15 protein-coding genes and 1 riboswitch are annotated in these 22260 nt (G+C 38.3%); of the genes, 10 read left to right on the forward strand and 5 right to left on the reverse strand.

All coding sequences use genetic code 11. The features are described 5' to 3' along the window. Nucleotides 1–14 precede the first annotated feature (14 nt). Complete coding sequence (gene camE, locus MKZ30_RS05840) at nucleotides 15–515, reverse strand: plasmid sex pheromone cAM373 precursor (RefSeq protein ID WP_033601346.1); 501 nt, start codon at nucleotides 513–515, stop codon at nucleotides 15–17. Nucleotides 516–634: 119 nt separating this feature from the next. Further along, a complete protein-coding gene (locus MKZ30_RS05845; RefSeq protein ID WP_010715140.1) occupies nucleotides 635–2974 on the reverse strand; it encodes an ABC transporter ATP-binding protein/permease in 2340 nt (779 codons plus the stop codon). A 124-nt stretch (nucleotides 2975–3098) separates the two neighbouring features. On the opposite strand from MKZ30_RS05845, the gene MKZ30_RS05850 reads away from it, so the two are divergent. Beyond that, entirely contained in the window at nucleotides 3099–3608 is a 510-nt protein-coding gene (locus MKZ30_RS05850) for a MarR family winged helix-turn-helix transcriptional regulator (protein ID WP_002365578.1), read from the forward strand. Between the two features lie 37 nt (nucleotides 3609–3645). On the opposite strand, the gene MKZ30_RS05855 is transcribed toward MKZ30_RS05850, so the two are convergent. From MKZ30_RS05855 to MKZ30_RS05865, 3 genes are all read right to left on the reverse strand, one after another. Then, nucleotides 3646–4509, reverse strand: coding sequence for a sugar ABC transporter permease (locus tag MKZ30_RS05855; protein ID WP_002360454.1), 864 nt, complete (start codon nucleotides 4507–4509; stop codon nucleotides 3646–3648). A 3-nt stretch (nucleotides 4510–4512) separates the two neighbouring features. Continuing rightward, nucleotides 4513–5856 (reverse strand): carbohydrate ABC transporter permease, encoded by a 1344-nt coding sequence (locus MKZ30_RS05860; protein ID WP_002357775.1) that lies wholly within the window; start codon nucleotides 5854–5856, stop codon nucleotides 4513–4515. 85 nt (nucleotides 5857–5941) lie between these two features. Beyond that, entirely contained in the window at nucleotides 5942–7192 is a 1251-nt protein-coding gene (locus tag MKZ30_RS05865) for an extracellular solute-binding protein (protein ID WP_002395113.1), read from the reverse strand. A 259-nt stretch (nucleotides 7193–7451) separates the two neighbouring features. Here MKZ30_RS05865 and MKZ30_RS05870 point away from each other — a divergent pair, with 259 nt between their 5' ends. From MKZ30_RS05870 to lpdA, 9 genes are all read left to right on the forward strand, one after another. Then, the gene (locus tag MKZ30_RS05870; protein WP_010816476.1) at nucleotides 7452–9218 is read left to right on the forward strand and encodes a glycoside hydrolase family 13 protein; all 1767 of its coding nucleotides are present in this window, start codon (nucleotides 7452–7454) and stop codon (nucleotides 9216–9218) included. Between the two features lie 27 nt (nucleotides 9219–9245). After that, nucleotides 9246–10871: a glycoside hydrolase family 13 protein gene (locus MKZ30_RS05875; RefSeq protein WP_010715143.1), complete on the forward strand. Its 1626-nt coding sequence runs from the start codon at nucleotides 9246–9248 to the stop codon at nucleotides 10869–10871. A gap of 1 nt (nucleotide 10872) precedes the next feature. Then, complete coding sequence (locus MKZ30_RS05880; protein WP_033601348.1) at nucleotides 10873–12486, forward strand: glycoside hydrolase family 13 protein; 1614 nt, start codon at nucleotides 10873–10875, stop codon at nucleotides 12484–12486. Between the two features lie 168 nt (nucleotides 12487–12654). Next, nucleotides 12655–13236 (forward strand): TMEM175 family protein, encoded by a 582-nt coding sequence (locus tag MKZ30_RS05885; RefSeq protein ID WP_016617274.1) that lies wholly within the window; start codon nucleotides 12655–12657, stop codon nucleotides 13234–13236. 81 nt (nucleotides 13237–13317) lie between these two features. Beyond that, a riboswitch (M-box (ykoK) riboswitch) is annotated at nucleotides 13318–13485 on the forward strand. A 223-nt stretch (nucleotides 13486–13708) separates the two neighbouring features. Further along, nucleotides 13709–16321: a magnesium-translocating P-type ATPase gene (mgtA, locus tag MKZ30_RS05890; RefSeq protein WP_002388982.1), complete on the forward strand. Its 2613-nt coding sequence runs from the start codon at nucleotides 13709–13711 to the stop codon at nucleotides 16319–16321. Nucleotides 16322–16919: 598 nt separating this feature from the next. After that, the gene (gene pdhA, locus MKZ30_RS05895) at nucleotides 16920–18035 is read left to right on the forward strand and encodes a pyruvate dehydrogenase (acetyl-transferring) E1 component subunit alpha (RefSeq protein WP_002357768.1); all 1116 of its coding nucleotides are present in this window, start codon (nucleotides 16920–16922) and stop codon (nucleotides 18033–18035) included. 2 nt (nucleotides 18036–18037) lie between these two features. Next, nucleotides 18038–19015 (forward strand): alpha-ketoacid dehydrogenase subunit beta, encoded by a 978-nt coding sequence (locus tag MKZ30_RS05900; protein WP_002357767.1) that lies wholly within the window; start codon nucleotides 18038–18040, stop codon nucleotides 19013–19015. 142 nt (nucleotides 19016–19157) lie between these two features. Beyond that, complete coding sequence (locus tag MKZ30_RS05905) at nucleotides 19158–20792, forward strand: dihydrolipoyllysine-residue acetyltransferase (protein ID WP_129226092.1); 1635 nt, start codon at nucleotides 19158–19160, stop codon at nucleotides 20790–20792. Between the two features lie 7 nt (nucleotides 20793–20799). Continuing rightward, on the forward strand, nucleotides 20800–22206 hold the full coding sequence (lpdA, locus tag MKZ30_RS05910) for a dihydrolipoyl dehydrogenase (protein WP_002357765.1): 1407 nt from the start codon (nucleotides 20800–20802) through the stop codon (nucleotides 22204–22206). The last annotated feature ends 54 nt before the right edge of the window (nucleotides 22207–22260 follow it).

Here is a 22260-nt window from a genome sequence, read left to right on the forward strand (position 1 = left end):
TTATACGCTTGTACTTATTTATTGGCATCTAAGGTAACTTTTTCATCTGCCGTAGTCGTTTTAACATCTACTGTATAAACAAGTTTGTTGTTATTTTTGGTTAACTTCCAAGTCAAAATACGTGGAGAAAGTCCTCCAACTTCTTTTTTTGCTTTGGCTAAGACGTCGTTAACAGCGCCTAATTCTTTGACTTCAGCAGCTGAAAAGGCTGTCTCGTTTTTGCCAAGTTGATTTGCTTCAGTATTTTTGGTGACTTTTCCTGTTTCAGGATTCACGTAAAGTGTTTCTGTATCGTTGGTAAAGATATAGCTGTAGTCACTTTCTGGTTTTGTATCAAATTGGACATTTACTAATGGTTTGCTGTTGCCAGCTTCTTTTTCGTAGATTTCAGCAGCTTGCTGCAAACTAACTTTGTACTTAGTATCTGTGACAGCATCTTTTCCTATGCCACAACTAGCTAAAATAAAAATAGCTCCTAAAAGTGAAAAAAATAGTAAAAATGGTTTTTTTAACATGAAATTACCTCGTTTCCTTTTATTAAGTATTCACAATCACTTAGTATACGGAGGTTTTATAAGAAATACAAATAAAAAACAATCCTTTAAGAGAAATTAAAGGATTGTTTTTTTGTTATTTATTCTGCACGTAAAGCAACTGCCGCATCTTTTTTCGCTGCCATTCGGGCAGGAATATGGCCACCAATCATGGTTAAGATTGTGCTAATTACAATCAAAATAATCCCGTGAATTGGATTTAAGGTGGCAACATTTTCTAAATCAGTCAGGTTATAGAGTACTGCGTTAATCGGAAATGTTGCGAGAAAAGCAATCACAACACCAAGAATGCCAGAGGCAACACCTAAAATAGCAGTTTCGGCATCAAACACCCGGGTAATATCTTTTTTACGAGCTCCTAACGCTTTCAGGATACCGATTTCTTTGGTTCGCTCAATGACAGAAGTATAGGTGATGATTCCAATCATAATCATACTTGTAACAAGGGAAATCCCAGCAAATGCAATCAGCACATAGGTGATGGCATCCATTAAACCACCTGTTAAGCGGGTCATTGTTCCAGCTAAATCAGAATAGATGATTTGGTCTTTTTTATCTTTTCCTTTGTTATAAGCATCTAAATAATCAAGAATTTTATCTTTTGATTTGAAATCGTTTGGATAAATCATAATACTTGAAGGAATTTCATTCGCTCCTAAATAAGACAACAGGTTTTCTTTCGCGGAAGCATCTAATGTTTCGTTAGTCATAACGTTAGTATTGCTGGCTTCTTGCGCTTTAACAATGTCAGAGGTTTTGTTTTTGGCAATCATATTAGTTGAAAGTGCATCGCTATAAGCAATTCCAGGTGCTAATAGATTCATTGTTGAAGAATCTTTAATTCGCAAAATCCCTGAAATTGTTAATTCAGTATTTTCTGGGTTATCGTAAACAGCTTGCAAATCTTGGTTAGGAATGAAGTTGCCTGTCGGTAATTTGGTGTAAAATGCATTATTATTGGCTAATTTCATTTTTGTGCCAACAATGTCTGAAAAGGCAATCTTTTGATTATCTTTCACGTCAAAGCCAAGATTTTTTAAAGCATTAATATTGGTGGTATTGTTACTATCGACGATTAAAACGACATCGGTTTCTTTTTCTGGATAATTTCCTTCAAGCAACGAGTAATTGTCTTTTAAGAAATTGTTTTTTCCATTTTCTAGTTGTTTAGGAAAAGCAGAAACGCCGACGCCAGTTTGGGCAGCCATCATAGAAGCCATCGCGTTTGATTGGCCGTCGGGCGCATCGTTTGAAAATTTGACAGTTTGTGCTTTCCCGTTGATTTCTCTTAATAAGTTCATATTGACTAGACGAGTATAGCCGATATTATTACTTAATTCAGGATCAATGTGATTGACATAGTCAATAAACTTTTGATCAATTAAATTCGTGTGTTGCGCACGGTCCGCATCGCTAATTTTAGCAGTCACTTCTTTTTCTTTCGGGAAGGTCCCTTTTTTGTCCTGATTATTGAAACTTTCTGGATCTTGATCTGTCGCTATTTTAGAAATGGTAATCGGAAATTGCGCTAACGTTTCCGACTGAGTTTTATCAATTTGTTTCTGGAATCCTGTTGAAAGAGAAAGGACAATCGCGATACTGATAATTCCGATACTTGAAGCAAAGGCGGTTAAAAAAGTTCGCCCTTTTTTAGTGCGGATATTATTAAAAGACAAACGCAGCGCAGTCGTGAATTTCATTTTGGTGCGTTTCAATTCGAAAGGTTCTTTTTTTTCATGTTCAATATGAGGACGCGAGTCATGACGAATTTGGCCATCTGAAAATTCAATAATTCGATCAGCGTATTCATGAGCTAATTCAGGGTTGTGGGTCACCATAATGACTAATTTTTCTTTCGAAAGTTCTTGGATAAGTGCCATAATTTGCAGACTGGTTTCTGAATCCAATGCACCAGTTGGTTCATCACAAAGTAAAATATCGGGATCATTAGCTAAAGCACGAGCAATGGCAACCCGTTGCATTTGACCGCCAGATAATTGGGAAGGTTTTTTATGGATATGGTCCTTCAAACCGACACGGATGAGTGCATCTTCGGCTTTTTGGCGTCTTTCTGCTTTTGAAATACCACTCAGTGTCATACCAAGCTCGACATTATCCAAAATCCCTTGATGACTAATTAAGTTGTAACTTTGAAAAATAAAACCAATTGAGTTATTCCGATAAGCATCCCAGTCGGCTTCTTTAAAATTTTTTGTTGATTTGCCGTTAATGATTAAGTCACCAGAATCGTAATTGTCCAATCCGCCAATCACATTCAACATCGTCGTTTTACCAGAGCCGCTGGGACCCAGAATGGCTACAAATTCTTGTTTTCGAAAAGCGACAGAGACGCCATCTAAAGCTTTAGTGGTCGTTCCGCCGACAGTATAATATTTTTTTATCTCTTTGAGTTCTAGCATATTTTTCGCATCCTTCTTCCAATTTATCAACAACACAACCTTAAGTTAGTGTATAACGTAACATAATAGTTAACAAAAATCAATCATTACCATTTGATAATCAAGTGAATTTAGTATACACTAGGTGGGAAACGAGGGAGAACATATGGATAAAGAGAAGCATTCATCAAATTTAGATATTAGTGTCTTTACTGAAATTTTTTCATATATGAGCCAATTGCTTTTTAAAGACCTAGACTTGGAGGATCTAAAATTAACAAAGTTAGACATGTTAATTTTATTAATTGTGGCAACGAATGAAGGAATCAGTATGACAGAGTTAGCCAACCAAGTAGGAACGTCGAAAGTTCAAGTGAGTCGCTCTATTGCGGGGTTAGAAGAACGAGCGATTGTTCAACGTCGCCATAATCAGGAAAATCGCCGCGTGGTTAATGTTTATACGACAAAAGAAGGCGAGAAGCTCTTTAAGCAAAAAGAAAATCAAGTAAAACAGCAACTATCTGAAACACTTAGTGTTCTTTCGTTAGAGGATTATCAAGAAGTCAATCAACACTTTTTGGCGGTCATGAAAATTTTGTCCAATTATCAAGCGCTACGAAGAAAAACGTGTAAGGAAAACAACGCCAAAAAATAAAAAACATCGTTTGGCTATAAACCAAACGATGTTTTTTCTAGCCTTTGACAGAGCCAGAAGTCACGCCTTCTACATAGAAACGTTGCATTAATATAAATAAAATAGTAATTGGAATGGCAATTAGCACACATCCAGCTGTAAAAGCCATGAATAGTGAATTAGCTGTTGATTTGGTCATCATCGAAAAGAGACCAATCGCAACGGTGTAATTTTCAACTTTATCACCCATAATAACTTTTGCGAAAATAAAATCCATCCAAGGGCCCATGAAGGCGGTTAAAGAAGTATAGACAATAATTGGTTTCGACAATGGCAACGTAATTTTTGTGAAAATTTGCCACTTGTTGGCACCGTCAATCATAGCCGACTCGTCTAAAGCCATCGGAATGGTATCGAAGAACCCTTTGGCGATGTAAAAACCTAGCGCCGAGCCTGCAGAGTAAACCAGAATTAAAGCGAATAAACTTTCAGTTAAATTTAAGGCTTTTAAAATATAGTAAACGGCAATCATACTCATAAAACCAGGGAACATATTTAAAACGAGCGCCACTTTTAAAAATGGTTTTCTTAAGCGGAAACGCAACCGTGACAGCGCATAAGCCATTGCGATTGTAATAAAAGTTGATAACAGACAGCTTGCGATGGAAACGAACAAGGTGTTCAAAAACCAACGGACAAAGGGGAAGTTGCCAGTCTGATTTGTTAATAATACTTTATAGTTTTCTAAAGTGAATGTCTTGGGAATGATATAGGGAACAAATGCACCGCCTTCGCCACGAAAACTTGTTAAGATAATCCACACAATAGGGAACATCCAAAAAACTGCTAAAATGGTTAAAATGATGTAAACGCTGGTAAGTGCAGTGCGTTGTTTTTTCTGGTAACTTTTTGCTTTAGCCATAAGTTACGCCTCCTTAAATGAATTCGTCCGTGTATAGGCAATTAAACTGAAGACTGCGGAGAGAATGAAGATTAAAATACCAATCACAGAGGCTAAATTGTAATCCATTGTATCGACAGTCAATTTGTATAACCAGGTAACTAAAAGGTCAGTTGAGCCTGCACCGTAGAAGTTAGAATTGGCTGGCCCACCACCTGTTAATAGATAAATGACATTGAAGTTATTGATGTTGCCGATAAACTGTTGAATTAGCGCCGGGGTCATCACAAATAGAATTTGTGGAAACGTAATACTTTTAAAAATTTGCCATTTATTGGCGCCGTCAATTCTAGCAGCTTCGATTTGATCTTCAGGGAGATTTTGGATAATCCCTGTAGAAATTAACATCGTAGCAGGAATACCAATCCACATATTGACAACAATAATGGTTAATTTTGCCCAATTCGGATCTGTTAAGAAGGGGATAGAAGAATCGATTAAGCCCCAGTTTAACAACAGAGCATTGATAGGTCCGGAACCATTTAAGAGGTTTCGCATAATTAAAAGTGAAACAAACGGAGGTACGGCCATCGTGATGACAAAAATAGTCCGCCAAAATGCTTTATATTTTAAGCCTTTTGTATTGATAAGCAAGGCTAAAATGATTCCAAAAAAGAAACAAGTTGCGGTTGCAAAAACAGCCCAAATCAAGGTCCAGCCAAGTACTGGAAAGAACGTTGAAGCCATATCGCCTGTGATTACATTACCTAAATTTGCCAATCCAACCCAAGTAAAAAGGTTTTTCGGTGGCAAATGGTTATGGTCGTAGTTGGTAAAGGCAATGGAAATCATATATAACAACGGCAAGATGGTAAAGAAAAGAACGCCTAGTAAGGGAATCGTCATTAAAGTTGCATGGAAACGTTCGTTTAACAAGCTACGTAAATCATCCATAGTTGTTGGAATTTTTTTGCCGGCTGTCTTTAATTCATATAGGTGACGGGCGCTTTTTAAATTGATTACATATAAAATGATTAGCGATAAACAGACTAAAATTGCTGCAATTCCGAATAATAATAAGAGCATTGAATTATCGCCTTCTTTTAGAACTTCAATCCCTAAAGAATCATCATATACTAATCCTTGCTGTTGGGTCCCTAGTGTTCCTAGCATCATTAATGCGTGGAAACCATTGCGGATTAACCAATAGATAAAGCCAATTTCAGCTGTTAAAAAGATGATTCCCTTTAACCACTGCTTGTTGGCGAAGTTTGCAGCACCCATAACTAAAAAAGATAGTTTTGTAGCGAAGTCGCCTTTTTTAAAGACCTCTCGAAATGACGTCTGGGCTTTCTTTTTCTTGAACATCTTCGTTCACTCACTTTCTACTTAAATAAAAAAGATAGAGGAAATGGGACAGCAGATTGAAGCTCGTCCCATTTCTTTACTCTTTTTATTCTTTTGCTTCTTTTGATGTGTCTTGGACTAATTTATCTAATTTTGCTTGATAATCCGCAGGTTTGATATTGCCTTTGTACGTATCATTGATCACTGCATCCATCGCAGGCCAGAATGAAACGATTTCTGGGATTTTTGGCATTACCACAGAGTGAGTTGGTTGCGCCATTTCTAAGATAGCTTTTGCAACAGTATCTTGTGTGATTTCTTCGTTTGTTTGTAATTTTTTGTTTGAAGGGACAAAACCGATTTCTTTGAAGTAAGTCATTTGTGATTTTTCACTTGTTAAATAGTTTGCTAATGTCATTGCGGCCAATGGTGCTTGTGTTTGTTGGTTGACAGCAAAACTACGAACGCCCAAGAAAGCTTTCATTTGTTTTTCTCCATTGCCAAAATCAATGGTTGGATAGGCAGCGGCCCCCATTTTGTCGCCAAGAGCTTTTTCTACATCGTTTTTAGACCAAGGACCAGAAAGGAAGGCATCCGTTTTGCCAGAACCTAGATTAGACAATGCTTCTGTATTTGATTGGATCACACCAGGATTATTTTTTTGATCGGCAATCCATTGTAATACTTCTATACCTTGTTGGTTATTAAAGTTGGTACCTTTTGGATCTTCGCCATTTTCACCATATAAGTAATCGCCGTTACTCATAAATAGAGGACCGAAGATATAATTTGCGCCATCTTCGCCAAAATTGGTACCGATTTTGCCTTTTTCAGTTAAAGACTTCCAAGTTTTGATTTCCTCTGGAGAATACGTATCTTTGTTATAATAAAGAACTTGTGACTCTACGGCATAAGGGTAGGCATAGACTTTGTCTTTCCAAGTGACCCCTGCAACTGCTGAGTCGATATTGTTTTCTTTGACTTCTTTTTCATATTTTGTGTTAGGGTAAATCAGACCAGCTTCTGCCATTTGACCAATTTGATCATGTGGCATCATGAAAACATCTGCGGCAGCTTTAGGATCTTTTGCAATGTCTTTTTTAGCATCTGCCGAATTTCCAGCAGTTAAGTTAACTTTAATATCGGGGTTTTCTTTTTCAAAATCGGCGACAACTTTTTTAAAGACGCCCATATATTCAGTATCAACCCATAATTTTACGTCACCAGCTGCTTTATTTGCTGAACCGCTTTCATTTTCAGCTTTCGTTTTTTCTGCACCACCACAGGCAGTAAGTAAAACCGCGGAAGCACTTAAAAGGATACCGCCCATTAAAATCTTTTTCCAATTCGCTTTCATTTTTGAACCCTCCAAAAATTATTTTTTACAAGTCTTATTATGCAACCGATTGCGGAAATAATCAAGTGTTTTTCATCGAGAAAGTTAAAAAAGTTTTTTTGTTATAAATAACATGCTGTTTATTTAAAGTGGTGTATACCACTAATTAAGCATTTTAAATAAAAAAATAAAAAAGGGTATACAAATGCAATCGTTTGCGCTAAAATGTGTTCGAGTATTAGAAAATACACGAAAAGCGACAATTAAAGGAGAGAATTAAATGAACACTGCTGCAATCTACCATCGTCCAGAAAGTGAATTTGCTTATCTTTATACAGAAGAAACCATGCATATTCGTTTGCGTACGGCAAAAGGCGACATTGCCTCTGTCCAATTAATGCAAGGAGATCCTTATCTTTTAGGAAAAGAAAAGTGGTACCAACAGTCGTTAACCATGGAGAAGTTAGTATCTACGGAGTTATATGATTACTGGTTTATTGCATTAAGTGCAAAATTTAAACGCCTTTCATATGCTTTTACTTTAGTAGGGACGGATGGCTTGACGGCGTTTTATGGCGAACACGGCATTTATCCTTTAGAAGAAAAGTATTTAGCGATGGCGAATAATTATTTTCGGATGCCGTATTTTCATGAAATCGATCGTTTTAAAGCACCTGAATGGGTAAAAGAAACGGTTTGGTATCAAATATTTCCAGAGCGTTTTGCAAATGGTGATCCCGCCAATGATCCTGAAGGGACGTTGCCGTGGGGATCTAAAAGACCAGATCGACAAGATTTTTTTGGTGGGGATTTGCAAGGGGTGCTAGATCATCTTGATTACATTGAAGATTTAGGTGTTAATGGCTTATATTTTTGCCCGATTTTTGAAGCGTTTTCTAATCACAAATATGATACGATTGATTATTTAAAAATTGACCCAGCTTTTGGTGATGGCGCTACCTTTAAGCGTTTAGTCGAAGAGTGTCATCGACGGGGCATCAAGATTATGTTGGACGCCGTTTTTAACCATATGGGGGACACTTCGCCTCAATGGCAAGATGTGTTAAAAAATGGCCAGGACTCAATTTATGCCGATTGGTTCCACGTAAATGAGTTTCCAGCTAGCTATGAAGAAAGTGCTGATTTTGAAGAAGCAAGCAACATTACCTATGATACTTTTGCATTCACTCCGCATATGCCTAAATTAAATACAGCAAATCCAGAAGTGCAAGCCTATCTTTTAGAAATTGCTCGTTATTGGATTGAGGAATATGATATTGACGCCTGGCGTTTAGATGTGGCAAACGAAGTGGATCATGCGTTCTGGAAAAAATTCCGGCAAACATGTGATGACGCAAAAGAAGATTTTTATATTTTAGGAGAAATTTGGCACTCGTCGCAAAGCTGGCTCCAAGGAGACGAATTTCATGCAGTGATGAATTATGCATACACAGATGCGATTATGGGCTACTTTGTCAAGCAAGAACTGTCCTTGGAAAAGATGCTTTCTGAAATGAACAACCAGTTAATGCTCTATCGCCAACAAACGAATCAAATGCAGTTTAATGTTTTAGATTCCCACGATACACCACGCTTATTGCATGAAACGAAAGAGGATAAAGAGTTGATGCGCCAAGTATTAGCGTTTACGTATATTCAACCAGGTGTCCCTTGTCTTTACTATGGTGATGAAATTGGTATGACAGGTGATATGGATCCTGATTGTCGTCGTTGTATGGTTTGGGAGGAAAATCAGCAAGATTTGGATTTGAAGGAATTTGTAAAATCATTGATTGCCCTTCGCAAAAAGTATGCGGCTGTTTTTTCTGGTGGAACAATCGATTGGACAGGAACTTCTTTTGAAACGGGGTTGATTAGACTCGCTTGTTGTTTGGAGGAACAGACGATCTATGGGACTTTTAATACTGGCCAAGAGACACAATTTGTTGATAGAACTGATCGAGAAGTTTTGCTAAGTTCTTCTATCGAAATTGCTTCAGAACAGATAATGGTTTTACCAAAAGGTTTTCTTTTATATCAAGCATAATAATTAAGCAAAGGAATGTGAAGAAGAATGGAAAAACATTGGTGGCAAGAAGTCGTGGTTTATCAGATTTATCCTCGCAGTTTTAAGGATAGCAATGGAGATGGCATTGGAGATTTACCAGGAATTATTGAAAAATTGGATTATTTGGAAACGTTAGGCATTGGGGCTATTTGGTTATCACCAGTTTATCAATCACCCAATGATGACAATGGTTATGACATTTCTGATTATGAAGCGATTATGACAGAGTTTGGGACGATGGCGGATATGGATCGTCTAATTGAGGAAGCGAAAAAGCGAAAGATTGAAATTATTATGGATTTAGTTGTTAACCATACGTCAGATGAACATCGTTGGTTTATTGAAGCGAAAAAAAGCAAGGAGAACCCCTACCGAGACTATTATGTATGGGCTGATCCTGCTTCAGATGGCGGTGTGCCTAACCGATTGAAATCTGCCTTTTCGGGTTCGGCGTGGACGTTTGATGAAGCGAGTGGGCAATACTATTTGCATTTGTTTAGTAAAAAACAACCAGATTTAAATTGGGAAAACCAACAAATGCGTCAGTCGGTTTACGAGATGATGAATTTTTGGATTGATAAAGGAATTGGCGGTTTCCGTTTAGATGTAATTGACTTAGTGGGTAAAATTCCAGGAGAAGAGATCACCGCGAATGGACCTCATTTACATCGTTATTTACAAGAAATGAACGCCGCGACATTTGGAGGCAAAGAGCTGTTAACTGTAGGTGAAACATGGGGGGCCACACCTGAAATTGCAAAAATGTACTCTAGTCCAGAGCGTCATGAATTATCTATGATTTTTCAGTTTGAACATATGAGCTTGGATCAACAACCAGGTAAAGAAAAATGGGACCTTCAGCCAATGGAAGTTGCCAAGTTGAAACAGGTTTTTGCAAAATGGCAAACAGAATTAGGAAATGATGGCTGGAATTCTTTATTTTGGAATAACCATGATTTACCGAGAATGATTTCGCGTTGGGGAAATGATCAGGAACATTGGTTGGAAAGTAGTAAGTTATTCGCTATTTTACTGCACATGATGAAAGGCACACCTTATATTTATCAAGGGGAAGAAATTGGTATGACCAATACGCCGATTACAGATATTCGTGAAGCGCGGGACATCGAAACGATTAACATGTACCATGAGTATCTAGAAAAAGGATATTCTAAAGAAGAAATTTTGCTGAAAATTAATACTAAAGGTCGCGACAATGCACGCCGGCCTATGCAGTGGACCGCTGAAAAAAATGCGGGCTTTACGACTGGTACACCTTGGATTGATGTTAATTCCAATTATCAAACGATTAACGTCGCTGCTGCTTTGGCAGATAAAAATTCACTATTCTATACGTACCAAGAAATGATTCGTTTGAGAAAAGAACATCCTTTAATTGTTTGGGGCAACTTTGAATTGCTGGAAACAGTGGAGGAAGTGATCAGTTTTTATCGTACCTATGGTGAGGAACGCTGGCTTGTTGTAACGAACTTTTCTGACAAAGTTCAGCCATTTTCTGCAGACGTTCATGTAGAACAAGTAATGATTGAAAATATGCCGACAGATGTCACTGCTTTAGCAGACTATTCGTTAGCGCCTTGGCAAGCATTTGTTGTGAAAGTGAGTCAATAAGATGGAACAATGGTGGAAAAATGCTGTCGGTTATCAAATTTATCCTCGGAGTTTTAAAGATAGCAACGGGGATGGCATTGGTGATTTGCAGGGAATTATTGAGAAATTACCGTATTTAAAAGAACTAGGGGTCGATTTTTTATGGTTAAATCCGATTTACACTTCGCCAAACGTTGACAATGGTTATGATATTGCGGATTATCAAGGGATTCAGCCAGAATTTGGTACGATGGAAGATTTTCAAGAACTTTTGGATCAAGCGCATCAATTAGGTTTGAAGATTATTCTTGATCTGGTAGTCAATCATACCAGTGATCAACATCCGTGGTTTGTTGAAGCGAAAAAAAGTTTAGATAATCCGTATCGTGAGTATTATTTATGGGCCGATGCGACACCAGAACGTATGCCGAATGAATGGCAAAGCTTTTTTGGTGGCTCGACTTGGACGTATGACGCGGGTACAAAGCAAGCATATTTTCATGTGTTTGCAAAAGAGCAACCTGATTTGAACTGGAAAAATCCTAAAGTTCGTGAAGAGATTTATGCGATGATTCGCTGGTGGTTAGATTTGGGAATTGATGGTTTCCGATTGGATGCGATTAGTCATATCCAAAAAGAACCTTGGGATTTTAAAATTACCACGAATCCATGGGCTCCCTTTATGAATGTAAAAGGCATTGAAGACTATATGCTGGATTTGAAAGCTATTTTTGCTGAGTATGACATCATGACAGTGGGGGAAGCTAGTGGCGTTTCAAGTAAAAAAGCGGTGGAATGGACCAATGATGCGGGCTATCTGAATATGATTTTTGAATTAGAGCACAATGTTCGAGAAGGAAAGCCAGGAGAAGAACGGTTAAATATTTTAGGCTATAAAAAAGTAATGGCTCGCTGGCAAAAGCATTTAGGGACAGAAGGCTGGAATGCATTATATGTAGAAAATCATGATAATCCCAGAATCAATTCGATTTTAGGCAATGAAACCTCTCATTCTGCTAAGGCGATTGGAACAATCGCCTTGCTCTTGCGAGGAACGCCGTTTATTTATCAAGGACAGGAAATCGGCATGGTTAATTATCCGTTTCAACAGATTGACGAGTTAGATGCTAAAGATTCTCATAACCATTATCGTTTGCTTATAGAAAGTGGCTACGATGCGAAACAAGCATTAAAAGAAGTGGCGCATTGGACGCGGGACCATTCGCGTACGCCTATGCAATGGACGAGTCAAGAGGCAAGTTCATTCACCTCGGGGCATCCGTGGTTAGCAATTCATCCCAATTTCAAAGAAATAAATGTGGCTGACCAAGAAACGGATGCACAATCCGTGTTGAATTATTATAAAAAGTTAATTGCGCTGCGGAAAGACAATCCAGTCTTTACAGATGGACAGTTTGAACTATTAGCGCCCAATCATCCGTCTGTTTTTGCTTTTTTAAGAAAAACAACTGAGGCAACAGCGTTAGTGATTGTCAATTTAAGTGGAGAAAAGTGCCAATTTGACTTGCCGAATAAATTACTGGGCAGAAAGTGGCAACAATTATTAGGGAATCAAGATTTTACGGTGAAGAAACGGATGCAGTTAGCACCTTATCAGGCAGGGGTCTTCCAATAACTGATTTGTTCTATAACGAGTGCAAGAGGCTTACTTTTAAGTAGGGCTCTTGCACTCGTTTTTAGGAACTTCAACAACCGAGAGACTTCATAAATAATTGAATTTTTACAGAAATGCGTTATACTTACTTTGGGTAAGTTATTTAATTTTATGAAAGTAGGGGAAATGATGCCGAAAACACGTGTAGAAGCATTTACAGATGCAGTCATTGCGATTATTTTAACGTTATTAATTTTAGAATTAAAAATTCCTGAAAAAGCAGATTGGTCTGCTCTGACCCAATCTGGACACAAAATCATTATTTATTTAATTAGTTTTGTTACTTTATTAATTTATTGGAACAATCATCATCATTTATTTCAAAGTGTCCGTAAAATTGATGGACGTGTCCTTTGGATGAATAATTTTTTAATTTTGACGTTGACGTTTTTCCCGTTTGTTACTGGTTGGGTAGGTGAACATCCATTTTCTTGGCCGCCACAAGCTTTATATGGTTTAGTAGTATTAGGAGCTGATGTTGCTTATTATCTAGTGGTGCGGGCATTGATTCAGGCAAATGGGCCCAAATCCGAAGTACAACGTTTGTTTGGCCACTATCCAAAATTAACGCTTTCGATTGTGTTGAATATTATTGCGTTGATTGTAGGCAAACTGGTAGCGCCAATCGCTGTTCTGATTATTGATACGATTGTTTTAGTCATGTGGTTTATTCCTGAGCGAAAAGCAGAAATAAAGGAAACTTTAAAGTAGTTATTTTTTATTTATAACAAAAAAGTCATAAATCTTTTGACAAGAATGTCAAACTCCTCTATTATAAGAAGTGGATAAAAACTGAATAATTGTTAGGTGAGGCTCCTATTTGGACAAATGCTGCTGCCGCGAAAGGATCGAGAGACCCTTAGTTGGTTGAACAGGAATAATCGTGAAGGTTATTCATAATGTAGCTGATACATGTTATCTACGCCCTATAGTGCTAAAGCTCAACGATAGAGAATCTTATTTAAAGATGGTATTTTGGGACGTACTCTATTGTTGAGTAGGTCCTTTTTTGTGTGTTTGGCAAAAAAGCAATTATTCACTGGAAGTATAAATAAGAAAAAGAAAGGATGACTGTCATGGAAGACCCTGGAAGTGAACAGAGAAACAAAATACAGTCACCAACGAAAGGAGAAGATTTTAGCACTCTTTTCGGGAGGTGACCACAACCTTGGAGGAAAAGAAAATGATGAACAAAAAAACAATGGATATGAGAAAAGCCACCAAAGATCAAGAATTACGTAAATTGGCATTGCTTTCTGAACGGGAATTAATGATGGAATTACGGACATCTGAAAAAGGACTCTCGAATGAAGATGCCGAAAAAAGATTAGAGGAATTTGGACCAAACGAAGTTTCTGCACAAAAGCCAACCCCAGCAATTATTTTATTTTTAAGTGCATTCAAAGATCCATTTGTCTATGTCTTAGCCTTATTGATGGTCGTTTCAACTTTAACGAAAGATTTCGAAGCCGCTATCGTGATGGGCGTGATGATTTTAGCCAGTGTCTTGATTGCTTTTATACAAGAATATCGTTCGCAAAAAGCGAGTTTGGATTTAAAAGAATTAATTGAAAACACCGCTGCAGTGACACGGGAAGGGATTACGAAAGAAATTCCAATGGACGAAATTGTTCCAGGAGACATTGTAACTTTAGCTACAGGAGACATGATTCCTGCAGATGCCGTGTTGATTTGGACCAAAGATTTATTCGTTAATCAATCGTCGCTAACAGGCGAATCCATGCCTGTCGAAAAATTTGTGGATGCAGGTGTGGATCGTCAACAAACAGAGGTTTCTGCATTAGATATGCAAGACCTAGTGTTTATGGGCACAGATGTCTTGAGTGGACAAGGAAAAGCGATTATTTTAAAAACTGGGCAGCATACATTTTTTGGTGATATTGCTAAAAATGCTACAACACAACGAGGAAAAACCAGTTTTGACTTAGGCTTAGCAAAAGTCAGTAAGTTTTTATTACGAATGGTAATGATTTTGTTTCCAATCGTTTTCTTGATTAATGGTTTAACTAAAGGTGCTTGGGGCGAAGCGTTTTTCTTCGCGATTGCCGTTGCAGTTGGTTTGACACCAGAAATGTTGCCAATGATTGTTACGAGTAACTTAGCCAAGGGTGCATTATCCTTATCGAAACATAAAGTCATTGTTAAAGAATTAGCGGCTATCCAAAATTTGGGTGGTATGGATGTGCTCTGTACAGATAAGACTGGAACGATTACCGAAGATCGTGTAGTTTTGGTTCAACATTTGAATCCATTAGGTGATTTGAGTGACGAGGTTCTAAATTTAGCCTACTTAAATTCTTCTTATCAAACAGGTTGGAAAAATTTAATGGATATTGCCGTTATTAATTTTTATGAAGAGCATCAATGGAAAACGCCGTTTAAAAATGTCACTAAAATTGATGAAATTCCTTTTGATTTTTCCAGACGCCGCTTAACGGTTGTCGTAAATGCAGATGATCATCAATTGATGATTACGAAAGGCGCCGTGGAAGAAATGGAAGAAGTGTGCACGCATGCGCAAATTAATGGCGAAATTGTACCATTAAGCACTGCTGTACGAGAAGAACTACGCCGAGTGAATGTTCAAATGAACAAACAAGGGATGCGTGTGTTAGCGGTAGCTGTTAAAAAAGATGTCCATAAAGAAGCAGTTTATTCAGTTGAAGATGAAAAAGAGATGACATTGATTGGGTTTATGGGTTTTCTTGATCCAGCAAAAGAGTCAGCTGTCAGCGCTATCCGCTCCTTACATGAACATGGTGTCAACGTGAAAGTGCTAACGGGCGATAATGACATTGTCGCCAAAAAAGTCTGTAAAGATGTAGGCATTGAAGTTTCCCATGTGTTATTAGGTTCTCAAATTGAAGCAATGACAGATGAAGAGTTGCGGGCGCAAGTAGAAGAAACTAATTTATTTGCCAAATTAAATCCAATGCAAAAATCTAAAATTATTGAATTGCTACAAGCAAAAGGTCATACGGTTGGTTTTATGGGGGATGGGATTAACGATGCACCAGCATTACGAAAAGCTGATGTGGGCATTTCAGTAGATACTGCAGCTGATATTACTAAAGATGCTAGTTCGATTATTTTACTGGAAAAAAGTTTAAATGTACTGGAATCTGGTGTGATTGAAGGACGAAAAGTATTTAGCAATATGATGAAATATATTAAAATTACTATCAGTTCTAATTTTGGGAATGTCTTTTCAATTTTAGTAGCCAGTGCCTTTTTACCATTCCTACCAATGCTTTCCTTACAACTCTTGATTCAAAATTTGATTTATGATGTGGCTCAGTTGACAATTCCTTGGGATAATGTCGATGAAGAAGAGTTATTAAGCCCTGTTCGTTGGGAAACAAACGGCCTAGCGAAATTTACAGTATGTATTGGCCCGGTAAGTAGTATTTTCGATATTCTAACGTATCTTGTCATGTGGTTTGTGTTTAGCGCCAATAGTTTGGCAACTCAACATTTATTCCAAACAGGTTGGTTTATGGTGGGACTTGTTAGTCAAACATTAGTTGTTCATATGGTCCGGACGCGGAAAATACCATTCATTCAAAGTCGTGCGTCAATGCCTGTGATGTTAAGTAGTTTAGGCGCAATTTTACTCGGTTTCCTGATTGTAGCAACGCCTATAAGAGAGGTTTTTGACTTTGTGAAACTTCCGGCTAACTACTGGCCATGGTTCTTTGGAATCATCATTGCGTACATGTTAACTGTTGAAGTAGCTAAACGTTTATATATTAAAATTACCAAGGAATGGATTTAGTAAAATCTACTGAAAGAGAAAAGAATTTGCTAAGCTGTATTACTCGTTTTGCGAAAATTTGGTGATTTTAAGCAATGAATGTTCGTGATAAAACCTAAGGTAAAGTATTTGGCAAAAAAACGAGCCAAAAAAAATAAAAATTAACGAAAAAAACTTTGTTCTCTAAAAAATAAAAAACCGCATGCTGAGTAGGTTACTCGGCTGACGGTTTTTATTTTTTGGTTTTTTCAAGATAATTTTCATGAAAAAGCAAAGTTCGGAAATCAGATTACTAGCCAGCTCGGGGATGGGGGGGCTCGAATTAATAGAACTGTTATATAATATTTTCAAAATAGAATATAACAGTTAGAGGGAAAATAGTACAGAAGAAGTGTGGAACAGAAACCGTTTTCTTGTTTGTGAAAATTATCACTAAACCGCAAAAACATGCGGTTTTGCTCTTTTGTGAAAAAATGAAGAAATTAGAGTTTTTTTCTTGCGCTTTTTCGAATTTAGTGATAATTTGTTAAGTGTAGTCGATAAAAAGTAATACAGTTTCGCACTCTGTTTTACTTTTGTCGAAATTAAAGAAACGTAATAGAGAGGATTGTGTGACAAAATGGCAAAGGCTAAGAAACAAAAACCTATTGACTTTAAAGAGCTAATGGCTAAAGTCGACGCTGATTTCCCAACTTTCCAAATCTTGGATCAAGATGGAAAAATTGTGAATGAAGATTTAGTACCTGATTTATCGGATGAGGAATTAGTTGAATTAATGACACGCATGGTTTGGTCTCGTGTGTTAGACCAACGTTCTACTGCATTAAACCGTCAAGGACGCTTAGGATTCTTCGCGCCAACAGCTGGACAAGAAGCAAGCCAATTGGCAAGTCAATTTGCAATGGAAAAAGAAGACTACTTATTACCAGGTTACCGTGATGTACCTCAATTAGTACAACATGGTTTACCATTAAGAGAAGCTTTCTTATGGTCTCGTGGTCACGTAGCAGGGAACTACTACGCGGAAGATTTAAATGCATTACCACCACAAATTATCATCGGTGCTCAATACATCCAAGCAGCTGGTGTTGCTTTAGGATTGAAAAAACGTGGAAAAGAAAATGTTGTCTTCACTTATACTGGTGACGGCGGTTCTTCACAAGGGGACTTCTATGAAGCAATTAACTTTGCTGGTGCTTACCAAGCAAACGGTGTCTTCATTATCCAAAACAATGGTTTTGCGATTTCTACACCTCGTGAAAAACAAACAGCGGCTAAAACTTTAGCTCAAAAAGCTGTTGCAGCAGGAATTCCTGGTATTCAAGTTGATGGTATGGATCCATTAGCAGTTTACGCAATTGCAAAAGAAGCACGTGATTGGTCAGCTGCAGGAAACGGTCCAGTTTTAATTGAAACATTAACCTATCGTTATGGTCCACATACTTTATCTGGAGACGATCCAACACGTTACCGTTCAAAAGAAATGGATGACGAATGGGTACAAAAAGATCCATTGACTCGTTTCCGTAAATATCTAACAGATAAAGGCTTATGGTCTGAAGCAAAAGAAGAAGAAATTATTGAAAAAACAAAAGAAGAAATCAAAGTAGCGATTGCAGAAGCGGATAAAGCGCCAAAACAAAAAGTTTCTGATTTCTTGAAAAATATGTTTGAAGTTCAACCTCAAACAATTAAAGAACAAATTGCATTTTATGAAGCGAAGGAGTCGAAATAAAAATGGCACAAAAAACTATGATCCAAGCAATTACAGATGCCTTAGCTCTTGAATTAGAGAAAGACGAAAATGTCTTAATCTTCGGTGAAGACGTTGGTAACAACGGTGGGGTTTTCCGTGCAACTGAAGGTTTACAAGAAAAATTTGGTGAAGACCGCGTCTTCGATACACCTTTAGCTGAATCTGGTATCGGTGGATTGGCTTTCGGTCTTGCCTTGCAAGGTTACCGTCCAGTTCCTGAAATCCAATTCTTTGGTTTCGTTTTTGAAGTATTTGACGAAATCGTTGGTCAAATGGCTCGTACGCGTTACCGTATGGGTGGAACTCGTAATATGCCAATTACTGTTCGTGCCCCATTTGGTGGTGGTGTTCATACACCAGAACTTCACTCAGATAACTTAGAAGGATTAATCGCACAATCACCAGGTGTTCGTGTTGTTATTCCATCAAACCCTTACGATGCAAAAGGACTATTAATTTCATCTATTCGCAGCAACGATCCAGTTGTCTACTTAGAGCACATGAAATTATACCGTTCATTCCGTGAGGAAGTGCCAGACGAAGCTTATGAAGTGCCTTTAGATAAAGCGGCTGTAACTCGTGAAGGAACAGACGTATCAATCATCACTTACGGCGCTATGGTTCGTGAAGCGATTAAAGCAGCTGATAGCTTAGCGAAAGACAATATTTCAGCAGAAATCATTGACTTACGTACAGTGGCTCCTTTAGATGTGGAAACAATTATTAACTCTGTTGAAAAAACTGGCCGTGTGGTTGTCGTTCAAGAAGCACAAAAACAAGCTGGCGTTGGCGCTATGGTTGTTTCTGAAATTTCTGAACGTGCCGTATTATCATTAGAAGCACCAATCGGACGTGTATCTGCTCCAGATACAATCTTCCCATTCGGACAAGCAGAAAATATCTGGTTACCAAATGCGAAAGATATCGAAGCAAAAGCTAGAGAAATCGTCGAATTTTAATAGTTATTCGAAGTAGATAAACGAAGAATTAAACAGGTGGAATACGGCTATAGGCATGAAATGTTCAGCTACTATAGTCGTTTCCCCGCGTTTTGCTCCTAAGAAAATAGACAGATCCAACGAAGAAGGGAAGACTTAAAAAATGGCTTATCAGTTTAAATTACCGGATATCGGTGAAGGGATTGCCGAAGGCGAAATCGTTAAATGGTTTGTAAAACCTGGCGATACAATCAACGAAGACGATACGTTATTAGAAGTACAAAATGACAAATCAGTGGAAGAAATTCCATCACCAGTAACAGGTACTGTAAAAAATATCGTTGTACCAGAAGGAACAGTTGCAAACGTTGGTGACGTGTTAATCGAAATCGACGCACCTGGTCACGAAGATAACGATGCAGCACCAGCAGCCCCTGCACAAGAACAAACACCAGCACAACCTGCTGCTGTACCAACAACCGAAGCAGCTGGCGGATTTTTCCAATTCAAATTACCAGATATCGGTGAAGGAATTGCCGAAGGCGAAATCGTTAAATGGTTCGTTAAAGCTGGCGACACAATTAATGAAGATGATTCATTATTAGAAGTACAAAATGACAAATCAGTAGAAGAAATTCCATCACCAGTAACAGGTACTGTAAAAAATATCGTTGTACCAGAAGGAACAGTTGCCAATGTGGGTGACGTGTTAGTTGAAATTGACGCACCTGGTCATAATTCAGCAGCACCAGCAGCCGCAGCACCAGCAGCCGCAGCACCAGCTACTGACGCTCCTAAAGCGGAAGCATCAGCTCCAGCCGCTTCAACAGGCGTAGTTGCAGCCGCTGATCCAAACAAACGCGTTTTAGCAATGCCATCTGTTCGTCAGTATGCGCGTGAAAAAGACGTTGATATTACACAAGTAACTGCAACTGGTAAAGGTGGCCGTGTCATTAAAGCGGATATTGATGCCTTTGTCTCTGGTGGTTCTCAAGCAGCACCAGCTACTGAAGCTGCTGCAACAGAAGCAGCACCTAAAGCGGAAGCCGCTGCACCTAAAGCAGCGCCAAAAGCCTTTACTTCTGATTTAGGCGAAATGGAAACACGTGAAAAAATGACACCAACACGTAAAGCAATTGCTAAAGCAATGGTTAACAGCAAACACACTGCTCCTCACGTAACATTACATGATGAAGTAGAAGTTTCTAAATTATGGGATCACCGTAAGAAATTTAAAGATGTTGCTGCTGCAAATGGTACAAAATTAACATTCTTACCATACGTTGTAAAAGCATTGACTTCAACTGTTCAAAAATTCCCAATCTTGAATGCATCAATTGATGACGCAGCACAAGAAATTGTTTACAAAAATTACTTTAACATTGGTATCGCTACTGATACAGATCATGGCTTATATGTACCAAATGTTAAAAATGCTAATACGAAGAGCATGTTTGCTATCGCTGATGAAATCAACGAAAAAGCAGCATTGGCTATCGAAGGTAAATTAACTGCACAAGATATGCGTGATGGTACAATCACAATTAGTAACATTGGTTCAGTCGGTGGCGGCTGGTTTACACCAGTAATCAACTACCCTGAAGTTGCTATTTTAGGCGTTGGTACAATTGCACAAGAACCAGTTGTTAATGCAGACGGCGAAATCGTTGTGGGACGCATGATGAAATTATCATTAAGCTTTGACCACCGTATCGTTGACGGCGCAACTGCTCAAAAAGCAATGAACAACATTAAACGCTTATTAGCTGATCCAGAATTACTATTAATGGAAGGATGATTAACAAATGGTAGTAGGAGATTTCGCCATTGAACTAGATACAGTCGTAATCGGAGCTGGACCTGGAGGATACGTTGCTGCAATTCGTGCCGCAGAAATGGGTCAAAAAGTTGCGATTATCGAACGTGAATACATCGGAGGCGTTTGTTTAAACGTTGGATGTATTCCTTCAAAAGCTTTAATTGCTGCTGGACATCATTACCAAGAAGCACAAGATTCTTCAACTTTTGGTGTAACAGCTAAAGGAGTCGAATTAGACTTTGCCAAAACACAAGACTGGAAAGATAACACAGTTGTTAAATCATTAACAGGCGGCGTTGGCATGTTATTGAAAAAACACAAAGTAGAAATTATTGAAGGCGAAGCATTCTTCGTTGACGAAAATACATTGCGTGTTATTCACCCAGACTCAGCACAAACTTACTCATTCAATAATGCTATTGTAGCAACAGGTTCTCGTCCAATTGAAATCCCAGGATTCAAATTTGGCGGACGCGTGTTAGATTCTACAGGTGGTTTAAACTTAAAAGAAGTTCCTAAAAAATTCGTTATTATCGGTGGCGGTGTCATCGGTGCTGAATTAGGTGGCGCTTATGCTAACTTAGGTTCAGAAGTAACAATTTTAGAAGGTAGCCCATCAATTTTACCAACTTATGAAAAAGATATGGTTAAAGTTGTCACAGACGACTTCAAGAAGAAAAACGTAACAATCGTGACTTCAGCAATGGCTAAAGAAGCTGTTGACAATGGCGATAGCGTCACTGTTAAATATGAAGTTAACGGAAAAGAAGAAAGTGTTGAAGCAGATTACGTAATGGTTACTGTTGGACGTCGTCCAAACACAGACGACTTAGGCTTAGAACAAGCGGGCGTTGAAATTGGCGAACGTGGTTTAATCCCAGTTGATAACCAAGGACGTACTAACGTGAAAAACATCTTCGCAATCGGCGACATCGTACCAGGTGCTGCGTTAGCGCATAAAGCAAGCTACGAAGCAAAAATTGCTGCTGAAGCAATTTCTGGTAAGAAAGTTGCAGTTGATTACAAAGCAATGCCAGCTGTTGCCTTTACTGATCCAGAATTGGCAAGCGTTGGTATGACTGTTGCAGAAGCAAAAGAAGCGGGAATCGAAGCAAAAGGTTACAAATTCCCATTTGCTGGTAATGGCCGTGCAATCTCTTTAGATAAAACTGAAGGATTTATGCGTTTAGTTACAACTGTAGAAGACAATGTCATCATCGGTGCACAAATTGCCGGTGTCGGTGCAAGTGACATGATTTCTGAATTAGCTTTAGCTATTGAATCTGGCATGAATGCAGAAGACATTGCTTTAACAATCCACCCACACCCATCATTGGGCGAAATTACTATGGATACAGCTGAATTGGCTTTAGGTTTACCAATTCATATTTAATAGTATCACTTTGTCGCACGACAGATATAATGCGCCTTTTGCACTTGTTGCATT

Source organism: Enterococcus sp. LX10 (genome assembly GCF_023539285.1).
GTDB lineage: Bacteria > Bacillota > Bacilli > Lactobacillales > Enterococcaceae > Enterococcus > Enterococcus faecalis.